General features: G+C 55.1%; 21 protein-coding genes. 6 read left to right on the top strand and 15 right to left on the bottom strand.

The genetic code is table 11. The features are described from left to right. Window positions 1-4: 4 nt before the first annotated feature. The 3 genes from ACHH0Z_RS03325 to ACHH0Z_RS03315 form a co-directional block, all read right to left on the bottom strand. Entirely contained in the window at window positions 5-379 is a 375-nt protein-coding gene (locus ACHH0Z_RS03325; RefSeq protein WP_008500834.1) for a MysB family protein, read from the bottom strand. A gap of 96 nt (window positions 380-475) precedes the next feature. Beyond that, on the bottom strand, window positions 476-1,693 hold the full coding sequence (gene mdtG, locus ACHH0Z_RS03320; RefSeq protein WP_021240779.1) for a multidrug efflux MFS transporter MdtG: 1,218 nt from the start codon (window positions 1,691-1,693) through the stop codon (window positions 476-478). Between the two features lie 143 nt (window positions 1,694-1,836). Beyond that, on the bottom strand, window positions 1,837-2,763 hold the full coding sequence (locus tag ACHH0Z_RS03315; RefSeq protein WP_008500832.1) for a Kdo(2)-lipid IV(A) acyltransferase: 927 nt from the start codon (window positions 2,761-2,763) through the stop codon (window positions 1,837-1,839). A 221-nt stretch (window positions 2,764-2,984) separates the two neighbouring features. On the opposite strand from ACHH0Z_RS03315, the gene ACHH0Z_RS03310 reads away from it, so the two are divergent. Next, window positions 2,985-4,034: a rhodanese-related sulfurtransferase gene (locus ACHH0Z_RS03310; protein ID WP_008500831.1), complete on the top strand. Its 1,050-nt coding sequence runs from the start codon at window positions 2,985-2,987 to the stop codon at window positions 4,032-4,034. Window positions 4,035-4,075: 41 nt separating this feature from the next. Here ACHH0Z_RS03310 and ACHH0Z_RS03305 read toward each other — a convergent pair whose 3' ends face one another. The 9 genes from ACHH0Z_RS03305 to mdtH all read right to left on the bottom strand — a co-directional run bounded on the left by ACHH0Z_RS03305 (window position 4,076) and on the right by mdtH (window position 10,753). Further along, complete coding sequence (locus ACHH0Z_RS03305) at window positions 4,076-4,654, bottom strand: YceI family protein (protein WP_008500830.1); 579 nt, start codon at window positions 4,652-4,654, stop codon at window positions 4,076-4,078. Window position 4,655: 1 nt separating this feature from the next. Next, on the bottom strand, window positions 4,656-5,222 hold the full coding sequence (locus tag ACHH0Z_RS03300) for a cytochrome b (protein WP_045406647.1): 567 nt from the start codon (window positions 5,220-5,222) through the stop codon (window positions 4,656-4,658). Window positions 5,223-5,430: 208 nt separating this feature from the next. Then, window positions 5,431-5,544, bottom strand: coding sequence for a DUF2770 family protein (locus ACHH0Z_RS03295; RefSeq protein ID WP_021240776.1), 114 nt, complete (start codon window positions 5,542-5,544; stop codon window positions 5,431-5,433). A gap of 59 nt (window positions 5,545-5,603) precedes the next feature. After that, the gene (gene solA / locus ACHH0Z_RS03290; RefSeq protein ID WP_008500828.1) at window positions 5,604-6,722 is read right to left on the bottom strand and encodes an N-methyl-L-tryptophan oxidase; all 1,119 of its coding nucleotides are present in this window, start codon (window positions 6,720-6,722) and stop codon (window positions 5,604-5,606) included. A 116-nt stretch (window positions 6,723-6,838) separates the two neighbouring features. Continuing rightward, the gene (gene bssS / locus ACHH0Z_RS03285) at window positions 6,839-7,093 is read right to left on the bottom strand and encodes a biofilm formation regulator BssS (protein WP_008500827.1); all 255 of its coding nucleotides are present in this window, start codon (window positions 7,091-7,093) and stop codon (window positions 6,839-6,841) included. Between the two features lie 274 nt (window positions 7,094-7,367). Continuing rightward, window positions 7,368-7,613, bottom strand: coding sequence for a DNA damage-inducible protein I (dinI, locus tag ACHH0Z_RS03280; RefSeq protein ID WP_045406646.1), 246 nt, complete (start codon window positions 7,611-7,613; stop codon window positions 7,368-7,370). A 74-nt stretch (window positions 7,614-7,687) separates the two neighbouring features. After that, complete coding sequence (gene pyrC, locus ACHH0Z_RS03275) at window positions 7,688-8,734, bottom strand: dihydroorotase (protein ID WP_045406645.1); 1,047 nt, start codon at window positions 8,732-8,734, stop codon at window positions 7,688-7,690. A 126-nt stretch (window positions 8,735-8,860) separates the two neighbouring features. Continuing rightward, the gene (locus tag ACHH0Z_RS03270; protein WP_045406644.1) at window positions 8,861-9,421 is read right to left on the bottom strand and encodes a lipoprotein; all 561 of its coding nucleotides are present in this window, start codon (window positions 9,419-9,421) and stop codon (window positions 8,861-8,863) included. Window positions 9,422-9,544: 123 nt separating this feature from the next. Then, window positions 9,545-10,753 (bottom strand): multidrug efflux MFS transporter MdtH, encoded by a 1,209-nt coding sequence (gene mdtH, locus ACHH0Z_RS03265; protein ID WP_045406643.1) that lies wholly within the window; start codon window positions 10,751-10,753, stop codon window positions 9,545-9,547. Window positions 10,754-10,989: 236 nt separating this feature from the next. On the opposite strand from mdtH, the gene rimJ reads away from it, so the two are divergent. From rimJ to murJ, 4 genes are all read left to right on the top strand, one after another. Beyond that, window positions 10,990-11,574, top strand: a complete 585-nt coding sequence (gene rimJ / locus ACHH0Z_RS03260) for a ribosomal protein S5-alanine N-acetyltransferase (RefSeq protein ID WP_045406641.1) — start codon at window positions 10,990-10,992, stop codon at window positions 11,572-11,574. A 9-nt stretch (window positions 11,575-11,583) separates the two neighbouring features. After that, on the top strand, window positions 11,584-12,234 hold the full coding sequence (locus ACHH0Z_RS03255) for a YceH family protein (protein ID WP_021240772.1): 651 nt from the start codon (window positions 11,584-11,586) through the stop codon (window positions 12,232-12,234). Window positions 12,235-12,236: 2 nt separating this feature from the next. Then, window positions 12,237-13,160, top strand: coding sequence for a Gfo/Idh/MocA family protein (locus ACHH0Z_RS03250; protein WP_045406639.1), 924 nt, complete (start codon window positions 12,237-12,239; stop codon window positions 13,158-13,160). A gap of 129 nt (window positions 13,161-13,289) precedes the next feature. Continuing rightward, a complete protein-coding gene (gene murJ, locus ACHH0Z_RS03245; RefSeq protein WP_021240770.1) occupies window positions 13,290-14,825 on the top strand; it encodes a murein biosynthesis integral membrane protein MurJ in 1,536 nt (511 codons plus the stop codon). Window positions 14,826-14,884: 59 nt separating this feature from the next. On the opposite strand, the gene flgN is transcribed toward murJ, so the two are convergent. From flgN to flgA, 3 genes are all read right to left on the bottom strand, one after another. Beyond that, window positions 14,885-15,310, bottom strand: coding sequence for a flagella biosynthesis chaperone FlgN (gene flgN / locus ACHH0Z_RS03240; protein ID WP_008500818.1), 426 nt, complete (start codon window positions 15,308-15,310; stop codon window positions 14,885-14,887). 4 nt (window positions 15,311-15,314) lie between these two features. Continuing rightward, the gene (flgM, locus tag ACHH0Z_RS03235) at window positions 15,315-15,608 is read right to left on the bottom strand and encodes a flagellar biosynthesis anti-sigma factor FlgM (protein WP_008500817.1); all 294 of its coding nucleotides are present in this window, start codon (window positions 15,606-15,608) and stop codon (window positions 15,315-15,317) included. A gap of 93 nt (window positions 15,609-15,701) precedes the next feature. Next, window positions 15,702-16,361, bottom strand: a complete 660-nt coding sequence (flgA, locus tag ACHH0Z_RS03230) for a flagellar basal body P-ring formation chaperone FlgA (RefSeq protein ID WP_045406637.1) — start codon at window positions 16,359-16,361, stop codon at window positions 15,702-15,704. Window positions 16,362-16,518: 157 nt separating this feature from the next. Between flgA and flgB the strand changes: the two genes are divergently transcribed. After that, on the top strand, window positions 16,519-16,935 hold the full coding sequence (flgB, locus tag ACHH0Z_RS03225) for a flagellar basal body rod protein FlgB (RefSeq protein ID WP_045406635.1): 417 nt from the start codon (window positions 16,519-16,521) through the stop codon (window positions 16,933-16,935). Window position 16,936 lies beyond the last annotated feature (1 nt).

Here is a 16,936-nt window from a genome sequence, read left to right as displayed (position 1 = left end):
TAAATTAACGCTCGTCCCACTCATCGGCTGCGGTTTGACCTTCTTCCGTATCCAGCGGTGGCTCGAGCTGAAATTCGCCCTCATCCCACTCGTGCAATGTGTTCTCTTCCAGCCATTCCTGCCGCAGTTCGATTTCATCATAGTCGCCATCAAAGACGGCCTGCGCACCTTCACCGCTCAGGACCGGCAGGCATTCCCCTTCTTCACCTTCATCGGCAAAGAATTCGGCCTGCCACATAATATCCCCATCCTGCAGAACGTATTTCTGGATATTAAGTTGTTGCACGTCAGCATCTTCTTCTTCAACGCCAGGGTTGTCGGCGAGGAACTCTTCACGAGCGGCATCAATAGCTTCTTCCAGCGTGGCGTACATAGTCATTGGTGTCTCCCTGTTTTCCAGAAGGTTTCAGGGAAAGAATAGCTGAATATCTGATTCTGCAAGTATGAATGCGAAAATAAGCGTCAGGCGTTCGTCTTATTCCGCCACTGGCCGTAACGCGCGGGATAAACTGAACCACGAATAAATTGCATTAAACAGTACCACGCCCGCCGTCACGATAAAGACGGCGCGAAAACCGAAGCTGGCGGAGATGCTCGCCCCGAGAAGCGGTCCGGTGACGTTACCGATGTCGCGAAATGACTGGTTATAGCTGAAGATCCGCCCGGCAATCTGGTTCGTGGAGTTGTAAACCAGCAGGGTCTGTACGGCGGGCAGCAACGCCCCGTCGGCGGCACCAAGCAAAAAGCGAAGTAAGCCCAGCTGCCACGGAGAGTGCACCATCGACATGGGGATCAGCAGCAGGACGGAGATCACCAGCGCACAGATCAGAATTTTTTCCGGACCGACGCGGTCCCCCAGTTTCCCCAGCCTCGGCGCGCTAAGCAGCGCCGCCACCCCGGGCACGGACGCAATCAGCCCGCTGATAAACGCGATATTGCTGACGTTCCCCGCCAGATCGCGAACGTACAGCGTGAGGATAGGGGCAATCGATCCGGTTGCGACCTGAATAATCAGGGTCGTCACGAACAGGCTCAGCACCAGTCTGGGATTTTTAAGCGAGGTCAGCACCTCCCTGGCGTGTAGCATCTCTTTCTTCGCAACGGGGGTGAAGTTTTCCCGAATACAGAGCAGGGTGACAACAAAGCACAGGAACAGCACGCAGGCGGTGATAAAGAACACCGGACGCAGGCCATAGCTATCGGCCATGAGTCCGCCGGCCAGTGGCCCCAACAGGGCACCGCTTACGCCGCCGGTTGAGAGTGTGCCCAGCGCCCAGCCGCTCTTATGGCGAGGAATTTGCGTGGCAATCAGGGCATTGGCATTGGGAATAAATCCTCCCAGCAAACCCAGCAACGCGCGCAAAATCAGGAACTGCCAGACGTTCTGCGCCACGCCCATCAGCGCCATGATAATGGCCATCCCCAGCGCCGAGCGCAGCAGCATGATTTTACGCCCCTTGCGGTCGGCAAGGCCGCCCCAGAAGGGCGAGGCTATCGCGGAGAACAGGAACGTGATGCTGAATACCAGGCCGGACCACATATTGAGCGCGCTATGGCCCGTCACGCCCAGCTGTTCAACATAGAGCGGCAGAAAAGGCATGACCAGGCTAAACGCCGCGCCGGTGAGAAAACAGCCAAGCCACGCAACCGTGAGGTTACGCTTCCAGTTTATGGGGGCATCTGAAGGTGACATAACAATCCGCATAATGAGGTGCTGAGCACCTGAAGCAAGAAGTAATAAGCCTGCTAATTATGCGCCTGGGTTATGATTGCCGCAATGAGGGGGAGCTTTTAAAGCTAAAACAGGATGCGACCCTGAGGATCGCATCCTGAAAATCAATAGCGGGACGGCGTGCCTTTTGGCCGCGTTTTAAAGCGGCGGTGCAACCACATGTACTGCTCGGGTGCGAGCATGATGCATTTCTCTACGATACCGTTCATCCAGCGCGCGGTGGTTTCTGCATCGTCAAGCGGCGGCGCGAGTTCCGGTTCTAGCATCATCAACTCGTAGCCCGAACCGTCAGGCTTGCGGCGGGGAACAAAGGGTACGATGGCGGCTTTGGACATCCGCGCCAGCATCCAGGTACCGGTGGTTGTGGCGGCCTCTTCAACGGCGAAGAAGGGGACAAAAACGCTGGCCTGTGGGCCATAGTCGTGGTCGGGGGCATACCAGACCACTTCGCCGGATTTCAGCGCACGGATCATTCCCTTCAGATCTTTACGGTCGATCATGCTTTTGTTGGAACGCATGCGGCCGTTGGTCTGGATTAAATCGATGACCGGGTTATCGTTAGGGCGATAAACGCCAATGCCGGGCGCCTGCATGCCGAACATACGCGCCCCGATTTCCAGCGTCAGAAAATGGACGCCGATCAGCAGAACGCCCGTCTGGTTGGCCTGAAGCGTATGTACAGGATCCATGCCGGTTCCCGTTACCTCGCTCCAGCGGGCCATGCGTTTGTCCGGCCAGAACCACGCCATGCCGGTTTCCATAAGGCCCATCCCAACGGATTCGAAGTTCTTCGCGACCATATTGTGACGTTCTGAGTCGCTCATCTGCGGAAAACACAGCTCAAGGTTGCGGTACGCGATTCTGGCGCGACGCTTCATAAACAGTTGTGCGAAACGGCCCAGAAATTTACCCAACCGAAAAATAACAGGGTAGGGAAGCTGTACCAGAAGCCATAAAAAGCCGATGCCAAGCCAGGTCAACCAATAGCGGGGATGCAAAAGGGCGGCAGTAAATTTTGGTAACTGGGTCATGTCTTTCCTGTGTTCAAACGTCCTGTTTCGCTAGTGTCTCATTTTTTGAGGCGTAGCCAAAATATCTGCTTTCGAAGCGTGCACGAATACAGCAATTGTTAATCCTGATTAATCAGGGTGTGTGAAATGTAGCGTAAATTGTGTGGATGTAAATTGGTTTTGTTTGCTATATGATGCCGACCGATTTTTCATTCTCTCTAACGACTCCAGGACTGTACACCATGCCAGTGTTACACAACCGCGTTTCGAACGAGATGTTAAAAGCGCGTATGTTGGCTGAAACCGAACCGCGCACAACCATCTCATTCTATAAATACTTCACGATCGACGATCCGCAGGCGACCCGAGATGCGCTTTATCAGGCGTTCACGGCGCTGAACGTCTTCGGCCGCGTCTACCTTGCCCGTGAAGGCATCAACGCGCAGATTAGCGTACCGGAAAGCAAAGTCAGCGCCTTCCGCGACGTACTTTATCAATTTGACCCGGCCCTTAACGGCTTACGCTTGAACATTGCCCTGGATGATGACGGGAAATCCTTCTGGGTGCTGCGCATGAAGGTGCGTGAACGCATCGTGGCGGACGGTATCGACGATCCGGAGTTTAACCCGGCGGACGTCGGTGAATACCTGAAGGCGGCGGAAGTGAATGCGATGCTGGACGATCCGGATGCCGTGTTCATCGATATGCGTAACCACTATGAGTATGAAGTGGGGCATTTCGAGAATGCGATGGAGATTCCGGCGGATACCTTCCGCGAGCAGTTGCCGAAAGCGGTTGAGATGATGCAGGAGCACAAAGATAAAAAGATCGTTATGTACTGCACCGGCGGTATCCGCTGTGAGAAAGCCAGCGCGTGGATGAAGCACAACGGCTTCAATAAAGTCTGGCACATTGAAGGCGGCATTATTGAGTACGCTCGCCGCGCCCGTGAACAGGGGCTGCCGGTACGCTTTATCGGGAAAAACTTTGTCTTTGACGAGCGTATGGGTGAACGTATTTCGGATGACGTCATCGCCCAGTGCCACCAGTGCGGCGCGCCGTGCGATACCCACACCAACTGCAAAAACGACGGTTGTCATCTGCTGTTCATTCAGTGCCCGGCCTGTGCCGAGAAGTTTAACGGTTGCTGCAGCGAGCTGTGCAGTGAAGAGAGCATCCTGCCGGAAGAAGAGCAGCGTCGCCGTCGCGCAGGACGTGAAAACGGCAACAAGATTTTCAATAAATCTCGCGGTCGTCTGAATACCAAACTGGGTATCCCTGACCCGGAATGATAATAACGCCCGGCACGGCAAAAGCCTGCCGGGCGACGTTATTATGATTTCTGCTGTACACCTTCAACGGAAATAATCAGCTCCACGTCCTGAGACGCCGGGCCTAAATCCGTTGTGATGTTAAAATCTTTCAGGTGAATTTTCCCTGCCGCTTCGAAGCCTGCGCGTTTACCGCCCCACGGATCGTCACCCTGGCCCAGTAATTTCGCATCAAGCGTGACCGGTTTGGTTACGCCGTTAAGCGTCAGGTTGCCGGTAATATTCAGCTTATCACCCTCTTTCTTCACCTCAGTAGAAGTGAAGGTCGCCTGCGGGAATTTCGCGACGTTGAGGAATTCCCCACTGCGCAGGTGTTTATCGCGTTCTGCGTGGTTCGTGTCGACGCTGTTTGTATTAATGGTCACATTGACTTTATCGGCTGCGGGATTTTTTTCGTCAAAGGTGAATGTGCCGTCAAAATCCTTAAAGGTGCCGTACAGCCAGCTATATCCCAGGTGCTGAATACGGAAATTGACGAAAGCGTGCTGGCCCTCTTTATCAATTTTATAATCCGCCGCCACGGCGGAGCCGGCGGTGAATAACAGAGAACCCAGTGCGATACCCAGCAGGTGTTTTTTCATTTTATGCTCCAGAGTCAACTGACGAGCGGCCAAGCATGCGCTTTAGCGTATCGTCTTTATCAATAAAATGGTGTTTGAGGGCGGCAAGCCCGTGCAGCACGGACAGAATCACCACGCTCCAGGCGAGCCAGAGGTGAACAACCCCCGCCGTGTCGGCCTGAGCGCCGGCATCGCTAAGGGTTGCCGGAACCTCGAACAGGCCAAAAACGTTAATCGGCTTACCGTCAGCCGTCGAAATAAGATAGCCGCTAATCAGGATGGCAAACAGCAGCGCATAAAGGGCAATATGCGCGGCGACTGCACTGATGCGGGTAAATTTGCTGTGAGTCTTTTGCGCGGCGGGCGGTGGGGAAATGTGCCGCCAGATCACGCGGAAAACCAACCCCAGCATCAGCAGGACACCAATACTTTTATGCAATTCCGGCGCCTGGTGATACCAGCCATCGTAATAGCTGAGCGTGACCATCCAGAGACCAAGTCCAAACATACCGTAGACGGCAAGAGCAAATATCCAGTGCAAACCTATGGATATTATTCCGTAGCGCCGGGAGGAGTTACGCCATTGCATCAGAATGTCCATTTTCAAATTAACCGAAGGGTAAAAATGAACGGGAAGGCGGGATATTGCAACTGAAATAATTGGCTATTGATTTTTATTTTATTTATTTCAGCAATTTTGAAAAGGATCGCTAGCGCTAATTCAATCTCTTCGTGCAAGATGAAATTATAAGTTTCAATAAAGATAAAGTAATGTCAATTATTGTCAGTCTGGGTTTTCAGTAAAATACAATGTAAACAAAATCAATAATGGCCAGCAGCGCCCACAATAAGAGATAGAGCATAAAATGCTCGCGAATATTATTCATCAGAAAGCTAACGATCTTGCGCATAACGCCCCAACATGCGGTGTGAATGAAGCGGGCCCCGTGACCTCCGGAGCCCGTGCGGATTATCCGTTAAAACGCGAGAGGGAGAAGGGCGTCAGATCAAACTGCGGCGCAATGCCCTGGGCAAACTGCGCGGCGATTTCACCCAGCACGGAAGCAAACTTAAAGCCGTGGCCGCTCAGTCCGGTGATGAGCAGGGTGTTGTCATGCCCCGGCAGTGTATCAATGATAAAGTCTTCATCCGGCGTATTGTCGTAGGTACAGGCCGCGCCATACAGCAAGCCGCCAATGCCCGGAAGAATAGTGCGCAGGAACGAGAAGGCCTCTGAACCATCCTGTGGGAAGGCGCCGAAAGGTTTACGCTCTTCAGGGGAGGAGATCGCCTGGCCGCCGTTGTGTTTACCGATTTTCAGCGCGTCTTTTTCTGACGGGAAGCCGTAGAACTGGTCGCCGTTGGGTAATTCGCCGGTGAAGGCCGGGAATTTATTCTGGGCGCTGTAACGACCATCCGACTGGAACCAGGAGAAGACCTTGCGCACCGGCTGGATCGGCAGATCGGGCAGCAGGCGGGTAACCCAGGTACCTGCGCTGACCAGCAGGCGGGACGCTGAATAATCGCCGTCAATAGTGGTGACCGTGACGCCATTATCATCATGGGTGATGGCCTCTACCGGACAGTTGAACAGCTGCGCGCAGCCTGCCTTCGCAGCAAGCTCGATCCAGGTTTTGATCGCCGTTTCGCAATGGAGCACCCCGGAGTGGGCTTCAAAGAGGCCAATATAATCGTCCGGGACGGTAATTTCGGGCCAGCGTGCGGTAATGCCCGTCGCATCCAGCTTCTCAACGTCCAGATTAAACGCTTTCGCGCTGCGTTCGACGCCAGCGAGAAACGCAGAATGTGCCGGACCCAGGTTGATGACGCCCGTACGCTCGAAAATACGATCTTCGGTCTGTTTCGCCAGTTCATCCCACAGCGTCTGGGCGCGAAGCACCAGCGGAACGTAGCGTTCACCTTCACCGTACGCATGGCGGATGAGGCGGGTATCGCCATGATGGCTGCCTTCCGCATGAGGAGGCAGATGGCTATCGATCATCAGAACCTTCAGACCTGCCTGTGTTGCGTAATAGCCTGCGGCAGATCCTACGGAGCCGCTGCCAATAATGATTAAGTCGTATCTCATATGCATCTCATAAACTGATGTTTTGTTAGCAGAGTAATTAACAACGCGGGGTTAGACAAGGGAGAAATAAATAAGGCACCGCGAGGGTGCCTGTAGAGAGAAAAGTGGGCATAAGCTTAGTGCCGTTTATACTCATTTTCCTGGTAGTCGCCAGATTCTATTTTTGCAATACCTGCTTCTAAAATAGAAATAAACTGACGGGCGACGTCTGTTGTTAGCCACAGCGTCTGTCCAACTTCCGCTTCTTCACGGTTGAGTTGATTTGGGGTCTGGTAGTGCAAACGCAGCATCAGCGCATCGTAGCTATCTACGGTACTGATATCCCAGCCAACAAGTGGGTGGGTCTGGATGACTTCACTATTCTTTTCCATTATAACCCCCTTAATGCGTGTTAGAAGACAACGGCTTTGAGGTTCAATGCATGTTTTTCTGAAAGCAACTTCAGTATACCAAGTAATAAGGGTTCCGAAGGGAAAAATAAACAGGTGGCAACACATTTTTCTGCTTTTTAGGATTGTTCGAACAATAAAACACCATCTCGTTCACGATTTTTAAAGAAGATGCCGAATTATTTTGAACTTACAGGATTATGAGGCAAAAAAAAGCCGGGGCGACCCGGCAAAAAAACACAATGAGGGAGCAGTGTTAATCCGTGATGAACCAGTCGTCAGCGCTTTCCCACGTTTCCTGGAGGATTTCGCTGATGCGATCTTTATCTTCTTTTGCGGCGCCAATGACGGAGAGGTTGTTCGCCGCGGCGTGACGCACCGTGACGGCACCCGCGTTGTCGGGAAAGGTGTTGTTAATACGACGGGATAATTCGCCTGCCAGTGCATCAAGCGCGCCGGCAGGCAGAACGGTAGTTTTGGCTATGGTGACTTCAATACGCATAAATGCCCCCTGTGTAATATACTGTTTATTTATACAGGTATATTATCAGTTTGACAACAAGGGGCACTGATTTTTTAACGTTTTACCGTCCAGCTTACGGTTTCACCCGCCAGGAAGGGGATCAGCGTGTCGTCCGTCAGGGCAATGGACTCCTCAACGTGGCTCGCTTTACGCTCCAGTTCGATGAAGGTGTCGTTGACCGGCAGGCCGTAGAAGCGCGGGCCGTTAAGGGAGCAGAACGCTTCAAAATGTTCCAGCGCGTTCATCTCTTCAAACACGGTTGCGTAGCTGGCCAGCGCCGTTGGGGCGTTGAAGCAGCCCGCGCAGCCGCAGCTTGCCTCTTTACGATGGCGGGCGTGAGGCGCGGAATCGGTACCGAGGAACGCGCGGGAGAACCCGCTGGCGACCAGCTCGCGCAGCGCCTGCTGGTGGATGTTGCGCTTGAGGATAGGCAGACAGTAGAGGTGAGGGCGCACCCCGCCCACCAGCATGTGGTTACGGTTAAACATCAGGTGTTGTGGCGTAATGGTGGCGGCGATGAGATTGTTGCCGTCACGTACGTACTCTGCCGCGTCTTTGGTGGTGATATGTTCAAAGACCACCTTCAGCGCGGGCAGGCGCTGGCGCAAAGGCTCCATCACGGTCTCGATAAAACGGGCTTCGCGGTCGAAGATATCAATCTCGGCATGCGTTACTTCGCCGTGAACCAGCAGCGGCATACCCAGTTTCTGCATGCGTTCCAGCACCGGCATAATGGCATCAATGCTGGTGACGCCGTGGCTGGAGTTGGTGGTGGCATTCGCCGGGTAGAGTTTCGCTGCCGTAAAGACGCCTTCGTTAAACCCGCGCTCCACTTCGTTCGGATCCAGTGAATCGGTCAGATAGCAGGTCATCAACGGGGTAAAATCGTGTCCCGCAGGAACGGCGTCGAGAATGCGCTGGCGATAGGCTATCGCGGCATCGACGGTGGTGACTGGTGGCACCAGGTTAGGCATGACAATCGCGCGGCCATAAATTTCGCTGGTATAAGGCACGACGGTTTTCAGCATATCGCCATCACGCAGATGGATATGCCAGTCGTCAGGGCGGCGGATTTTAAGAACCTGGGGTTGTGCAGTCATGGAAGCTCCGGCTTGTCAGGAATCAGTCATAAGGATGGCTGTTTTTGCCGGACACAAATCATAAGCGGAAACGTTTTCGTTTGCACACTTTTCCGTGAAAAAAAGGGCGCCGCAGCGCCCTTCAGGTTAATCGGTGAAAGGAATGATAATTTCGCCCGGTTTCACCTCTATGCCTTTTGCATATTTTTTCGCCAGAGCTTCACCCTTGCTTTTGTCTTCACTTAAGACGTACGCGGGCTGCTGGTTAAAGTAATTCCGCAGCGACTGATTCAGATAGGGCATCAGGGTTTGCAGAACTGGCGCCATCTTGTCCGGAGACACCTTCGCGTCGACCACTTCCATCTCCTGCAGGAAAATCGCCCCTTTCTCTATGTTGAAAACAGGGAGTGCCTTCAGCTTGAGCTTGATGTTGGCTTTCTGATTGCCAAAGAGGGAGGACATATCGAGGTCCGCATCACCGGCCAGGGTGACTTTGTTTGGCTCTTCACGTCCGATTTGACTGGTGAGGTTTGTGAGCACGATATGCGCATCGGCAAGACCCGGTACGCCAATGTCTTTCGAGAAATTGTTATGTTTTTCCAGCGCCTGATTAATTTCCTGTTCACTGACGGTGTATTGCGTGAGCTGGTTACAGCCAACCAGCAGGCCGCTGACAATCAATGCCGCGGCTAAGACAATTTTCTTCATAGTGTTCCTCAACGAAAAATCGGCGCTTCTGTCCTGTTACGCCAGTATGTCAGCGTGAATGGGCAGAAACCAGCAGAAAAAACTGAGAAGTGGGGCGGGAAGGGCTCCCGCCCGAGGGAAAGGCTACGCGCCAGGCTCGAGCATGCTGCTCGCGCTGCGTTTCTGGCTGAACTGCCACCACAGGGCGAGTAGCGTCATAAAGCCCACCACGCCCAGCATCATCCACGGAAGTTCAGGTTGATTTAACGCTTTGCCAGCATCAAACAACCAGCCGCCGCCGGCGTAACCTAATGCCCCGCCAAGCGCCAGCCCCAGTCGGCTGAACCCCATATAGCTGCCGCGTGCACGCGCATCCGCAAGCGAGGCGCTTAGCGTTTCGCGGGCAGGCTCGGCGATGATCGAGCCAATATAGAACGTGCAAATCAGCGTAAACAGCTGCTGGAGCGTGTTCACCAGGCCGATCGGCATCATGCTCAGCGTCATCAGGAACAGTCCGGCCATCAGGCGATGCTCCAGGCGAAAACGCCGCTCGCTCCAGCGGGCAATCGGATAGAGGAGCGTTAACGACAGGCAGGCTTCGATGGCGTACATCCATTTCACCGCCGCAGGGGTACCTGCAATGTCGTTAACCATGATCGGCAGCATCAGCATGACCTGCACGGCCAGCATGTAATATCCCGTCAGGGTCAACACATAGGTGACAAAACGTTTGTCGCGCAGAACGCGGCCCAGCCCTTCCCGAACCGGCGCTTTCACCGTCGACAGTTTCCACGCCGGCAGGAACAGGCCATTAAACAGCGCGCACAGCATAAAGAGCACCGCCCCAGCCGCGCAGACCAGACGGAAATCATACTGCAGCAGCCAGCTTCCCAGCAGGGCGCCGATAACCGCCCCGGCGCTGTCCTGCATCATCAGAATCGAGAAGAAACGGCCGCGGTGCTGCGGGCGAATCAGCTTTACCACCAGCGCGGTGCGGGGCGGATCGAACAGCGTGCCCCCGATACCGGAGAGGAAACAGGAGAACCAGAGCAGCCAGGGCTCCTGGGCGACCGCCATCGTGGCAAACCCTGCCGCGCGCAGCAGCATACCGGTGACGATCATCGGTTTCGCGCCAAAACGGTCGGCAATGGCCCCGCCAAAGACGCCCAGGCCCTGCTGGACAAACTGGCGTAGCCCCAGGGCAATGCCGACCATTAATGCCGCCCAGCCCATCTGATCGACAAAGCGGATCGAAATAAGCGGAAAAACGACAAAAAAGCCGAGCACGACCAGCATGTTATCGACGAGCAGGAAATATTTACCCAGGCTCCTGGCCTGTGATACGCGGGACATTTTCCCTCCAGGGAAAATAAGATGGTGAGCACGCTAACATTCTGCGGTGTCGCCGCGTTTTTTCCCACCCCTGCACGTGACAATATTTTTTTATCAAAAGGGTGCTTTGATAGAGAGTTCTCATCGAAAAATGTGAAAAGAGGTGAAAATGGTATGTCACTGTTTTCACAGACGGCGCAGGCGCAGGTATAGTAAAGCTAATGGGCAAGCTGAAGTGACGGGAAGGAGTGGTATCGATGTTTGGCTATCGCAGTAATGTGCCAAAAGTGCGTCTGACAACGGACAGGCTGGCCGTTCGTCTGGTGCATGAGCGTGATGCCTGGCGTCTGGCGGATTATTACGCCGAGAATCGCCAGTTTTTAAAACCCTGGGAACCCGTTCGGGATGAGAGCCATTGTTACCCTTCCGGCTGGCAGGCGCGCCTCAGCATGATTACGGAATTTCACAAGCAGGGCAGCGCGTTTTATTTCGCGCTGCTGGATCCTGAAGAGAAAGAGATTATCGGGATCGCCAATTTTTCAAACGTGGTGCGGGGATCGTTTCACGCCTGCTACCTGGGCTACTCCATCGGCCAGAAGTGGCAGGGGCAGGGGCTGATGTACGAGGCGCTGACGCTAGCGATCCGCTATATGCAACGCACCCAGCACATTCATCGCATTATGGCGAACTATATGCCGCATAATCAGCGCAGCGGAAATCTGCTGGCGCGTTTAGGGTTCGAGAAAGAGGGTTACGCCAAAGACTATCTGCTGATAGACGGAGAGTGGCGCGACCACGTTCTGACGGCATTAACCACCCGGGACTGGACTGCAGGTCGTTAAGGAGAAAAGATGAAGTATCAGCTAAACGGTACAGAAGCGCGCGTGATTGGGTGCTTACTCGAAAAACAGGTCACCACGCCGGAGCAGTATCCGCTGTCCGTCAACGCCGTGACCATGGCCTGCAACCAGAAAACCAACCGCGAGCCGGTGATGAACCTCAGCGAGCATGAGGTTCAGGACGTGCTGGATGCGCTGGTCAAACGCCACTATCTGCGCACCGTCAGCGGCTTCGGCAACCGCGTGACCAAATACGAACAGCGCTTCTGTAACTCCGAATTCGGTGACCTGAAGCTGAGCAGTGCGGAAGTGGCGGTCATCACCACGCTGTTGCTGCGCGGGGCGCAAACGCCGGGAGAACTGCGCACGCGCGCTTCCCGCATGCATGAGTTCAGCGATATGCAGGAGGTCGAGCAGACCCTCGAAGGGCTGGCCGCGCGTGAAGACGGTCCTTACGTGGTGCGTCTGGCGCGCGAGCCGGGCAAGCGTGAAAGCCGCTATATGCACCTGTTCAGCGGTGACGTTGATAGTTCAGTTAAATCCAGCGCAACCGACATAACGGCCGTAGATGATGATTTGGTTGCCCGCGTAGCGGCGCTGGAAGACGAGGTCGCCGGGCTGAAACAGCGTCTGGATGCCCTGCTGGCACATTTGGGAGACTGACGGTGAAAAAATTACGCATTGGCGTAGTAGGGCTGGGCGGTATTGCACAAAAAGCCTGGCTGCCGGTTCTGGGGGCAGCGACGGACTGGACGCTGCAAGGGGCATGGTCACCCACGCGCGAGAAGGCCGAGCGGATCTGCGAAACCTGGCGTATGCCGTATGCGGCGTCGCTTCAGGATCTGGCCCGCGAGTGCGATGCGGTCTTTGTGCATACCACAACGTCTACCCACTATCAGGTCGTGAGCGAGCTGCTCAATGCGGGCGTTCACGTTTGCGTGGATAAACCGCTGGCGGAAAATGTTCCGGACGCGGAACGCCTGATTGAGCTGGCGGCGCGTAAAAAACTGACGCTGATGGTCGGCTTCAACCGCCGCTTCGCGCCCCTTTACCAGCAGCTTAAGGCACAGTCGGGCACGTTTGCCTCGCTGCGGATGGATAAGCACCGCACGGACAGCATTGGGCCGAACGATTTGCGCTTCACGCTGCTGGATGATTATCTCCACGTTGTGGATACGGCGCTGTGGCTCGCCGGCAGCAACGCGCAGCTGCAAAGTGGCACGCTGCTCACGAACGAGCAGGGTGAAATGGTCTACGCAGAACACCATTTCGCGATTGACCATCTGCAGATCACGACCAGCATGCATCGTCGTGCCGGCAGCCAGCGAGAATGCGTCCAGGCCGTCACCGACGGGGCGTTGTACGACATTACCGACATGCGTGAATGGCGGGAAGAGAAGGGCAGCGGCGTGGTGACGCTCCCCGCGCCTGGCTGGCAGAGCACGCTTGAACAGCGCGGTTTTGCCGGTTGCGCCCGCCACTTCATCACCTGCGTGCAAAATCAGACGGTTCCTGAAACGTCCGGCGAGCAGGCCATCATGGCGCAGCGCATTGTGGAAAGGCTCTGGCGCGAGGCCATGAGTGAATAACTCGCTGTAACATCTGCGGATAGTAATTCGTTGAAATCCGGGTAGACTAAGCGCCGCTTGTAGGCTTTGCCGGGTGGCGCTTACGCTTGCCCGTCCTGGAAATCCGTATGGTTCTGGAAATTCACGTTAATGAACTTATTAAAATCGCTGGCGGCCGTCAGCTCGATGACCATGTTTTCCCGCGTGCTGGGTTTTGCGCGCGACGCCATTGTGGCAAGGGTATTTGGTGCAGGGATGGCCACGGACGCCTTTTTCGTCGCGTTCAAATTACCGAACCTGCTGCGCCGTATTTTTGCGGAAGGGGCGTTTTCCCAGGCATTCGTCCCGATCCTGGCAGAATATAAAAGCAAGCAGGGCGAGGACGCCACGCGCGTCTTTGTGTCTTATGTCTCCGGCCTGCTGACGCTGGCGCTGGCGGTGGTGACCGTCCTCGGGATGCTGGCCGCGCCCTGGGTGATTATGGTGACCGCGCCCGGCTTTGCCGATACGGCCGACAAGTTTGCCCTGACCTCGCAGCTGTTGCGCATTACTTTTCCCTATATTCTGCTGATCTCGCTGGCCTCGCTGGTGGGGGCGATCCTCAATACCTGGAACCGCTTCTCTGTACCGGCGTTTGCGCCGACGTTTCTTAACGTCAGCATGATCGGCTTTGCCCTGTTCGCCGCCCCGCACTTCAACCCGCCGGTGCTGGCGCTGGCCTGGGCGGTCACCGTCGGCGGCGTGCTGCAGCTGGCGTATCAGCTGCCGCACCTGAAAAAAATCGGCATGCTGGTGCTGCCGCGCATCAACCTCAAAGATGCCGGGGCGATGCGCGTCATCAAGCAGATGGGGCCCGCCATTCTCGGCGTCTCCGTCAGCCAGATCTCGCTGATTATCAACACCATCTTTGCCTCGTTCCTGGTGTCCGGCTCGGTTTCCTGGATGTACTACGCCGACCGCCTGATGGAGTTTCCGTCCGGGGTGCTGGGCGTGGCGCTGGGGACCATCCTGCTGCCGTCGCTGTCGAAAAGTTTTGCCAGCGGCAATCATGATGAGTATTGCCGCCTGATGGACTGGGGCCTGCGTCTCTGCTTCCTGCTGGCCCTGCCAAGCGCGGTGGCGCTGGGTATTCTGGCCAAACCGCTGACGGTGTCGCTCTTCCAGTACGGGAAATTCACTGCCTTCGATGCCGCCATGACCCAGCGCGCGCTGATTGCCTACTCGGTGGGACTGATGGGGCTGATCGTGGTGAAAGTGCTGGCGCCGGGCTTTTACTCGCGTCAGGACATTAAAACGCCGGTAAAAATTGCCATCGTGACGCTGATTATGACGCAGCTGATGAACCTGGCGTTTATTGGTCCGCTGAAACATGCCGGCCTGTCATTATCGATTGGTCTCGCGGCCTGTCTGAATGCCGGCCTGCTGTACTGGCAGCTGCGCAAGCAGGATATTTTCACGCCGCAGCCGGGTTGGGGCAGTTTCCTGGTGCGTCTGATCGTTGCGGTACTGGTGATGTCTGCCGCGCTGCTTGGCATGATGCACGTGATGCCGGAGTGGTCCCTGGGCACGATGCCTTATCGCCTGATGCGCCTGATGGCCGTGGTGTGCGTTGGTGTGGTGGCGTACTTTGCCACGCTCGCGGTGCTGGGTTTCAAAGTCAAAGAGTTTGCCCGCCGGACGGCATAAACGCCAAAAGGGGAGTTCACCTCATGGTGCTCCCCACTGCATGATTAGTCGCTTATGCGTCAAATCGAAATCTTTTTCACACCTGCAATACGCGCCGTCGCCGTCTGACCATCCGCACCGTACAGACCGGTTTCTTTATGCGGTTTCAACACCTCAAGCGCCTGCTGATTACGCTCAATCTGCCCTTCCAGTAGCCAGCCGTTATGCTGGTTAAGATCGCGCAGGTGCTGAGTTTTTTCGGTAATGGTCTGCCAGCGCTCAATAATATCGTCATTGGCGCTGCGCTTAGGATCTTGCTCAGCGCGTCGCTGTTGTTCCAGATAATCCAGCGTTGCCAGAAGCGAACTTTTGTCTTCAGTAATACGCTGCAGCGCGCTGCCGTTGATGTGACCGGAAGAGAGATGCTGCTGTTCAGCGTCCATTACCGTTTTCAGGTCGTTCAGGACAACCGTCATTTGATCCAGTATTTCTGACAGTCGACTCATACGGTTAGTTACTCTGTAAGAAACTCTGTGCTTCCTGAATCAGGGCGTCAGCGATTTTGCTGGTGTCCATTTTCAGCTCACCGTTACGAATAGCCGTTTTCAGCGCTTCAACACGTTCCATATTGATATCGTTGCTGCCCGGCTGCATCAGTTTTGCCTGCGCGTCGCTCAGGGTCACGCTGGTGCTGTTGGACGTTGACGGTTTCTCCAGACGCGTTTTCTGCGCCGTTGCGTCATTCGTTTCGCGAGGTTGTACAGCGCTTACCGGCTTCAGGGCTGATGTACGATCAATGCTCATAGTGTTGTCCTCATCGAGGGTTCGCGGCGTTTGCGCCTGACATCATCATTAGTGGAATATTTATCGGCACGCGCCGCGGAATCTTTAAAAAGATTATAGGTTAATCAGAATATTCCCATCAGCATCGACGGTTCCGCTAACCACCTGGCCCGAGGACATTCTGACACGGGCGTTTTGCGCCACCGCAGCATTGTTTAACGCTTTCCCTTCACTGTTGATGCTAAAGCCATCTCCGTTGGCGACCACCATCACCTGCTGTCCTGCTTTAACACGCCACGCCTGGCGAAGCATGGAGAGCTGAATCGGCTGGCCCGGGGCCACGTCGCGCAGGCTGACGGCGTCCTGTGCCTGATTCATTTCCAGCATTGTCCGTGGCGGAAGCTGGTCCAGACGCCCGCGCTTCAGCGTCACGCTGTTTGCCTGGAGTGTGCTGCCACGCGCAATGGGGACGGCGGCGACAACATAATTGCCCGTCGCCTGAACTGCAACCTGTAAATAGCGTTTTTCGTTGGCGCAGCGTGCCAGCACGTTCACATTGCCCCATAGCTTCGTGGTCCCCGTCACGCTGAATGACGGTTGCTCGCAGGTCGGATACAGATTCGGCGGCGTACGGATGGTCACGTTAACTTCGTCGCTAAAGCCCGCCAGCTTCTGGGCAAAAAAATTCGTCAGCGCATTCTGTAAATCCCCGGCCTGCACCAGAGGGCTAAACAGCAAGACGGTTGCCATCAGGCCACGTTTTAACGTTTGCATCGCAAGTTCCACCGTTTCCAGAGTTGGGTGAATTCTACCTGCAGTGGTTTTGCATCAACGGAATAAATAGCGACGCATTTTGCGCTTATTCCGTCGATAGGGGAGACCGGGTGAGATTTAAGCTGTGAACTGAAATTTTGCCATCAGCGGAGGAGACATGCTCGATAAACTCGACGCCGCGTTACGTTTTGAGCAGGAAGCGCTCAATTTACGCGCCCAGCGGCAGGAGATTTTAGCCGCCAACATCGCTAACGCCGATACGCCCGGGTATCAGGCGCGCGATATTGATTTTTCCAGTGAACTCAAAAAGGTGATGGAGCGTGGACGTGCCGAAGGAACGGGTGTTGCACTCGCCATGACATCCTCTCGCCATATTCCTGCTCAGGCGATGACCGCGCCATCGACCGATTTACTTTATCGCATCCCCGACCAGCCTTCACTCGACGGTAACACCGTGGATATGGACCGGGAGCGTACGCAGTTTGCCGATAACAGCCTGAAATACCAGACGGGCCTGACCGTACTCGGCGGACAAATCAAAGGCATGATGAACGTCCTGCAGGGGGGCAACTGAT

The sequence above is a fragment of the Enterobacter cloacae complex sp. 2024EL-00227 genome (assembly GCF_043945315.1).
Taxonomy (GTDB): domain Bacteria; phylum Pseudomonadota; class Gammaproteobacteria; order Enterobacterales; family Enterobacteriaceae; genus Enterobacter; species Enterobacter roggenkampii.
This window is presented reverse-complemented; position numbering and strand designations above follow the sequence as displayed.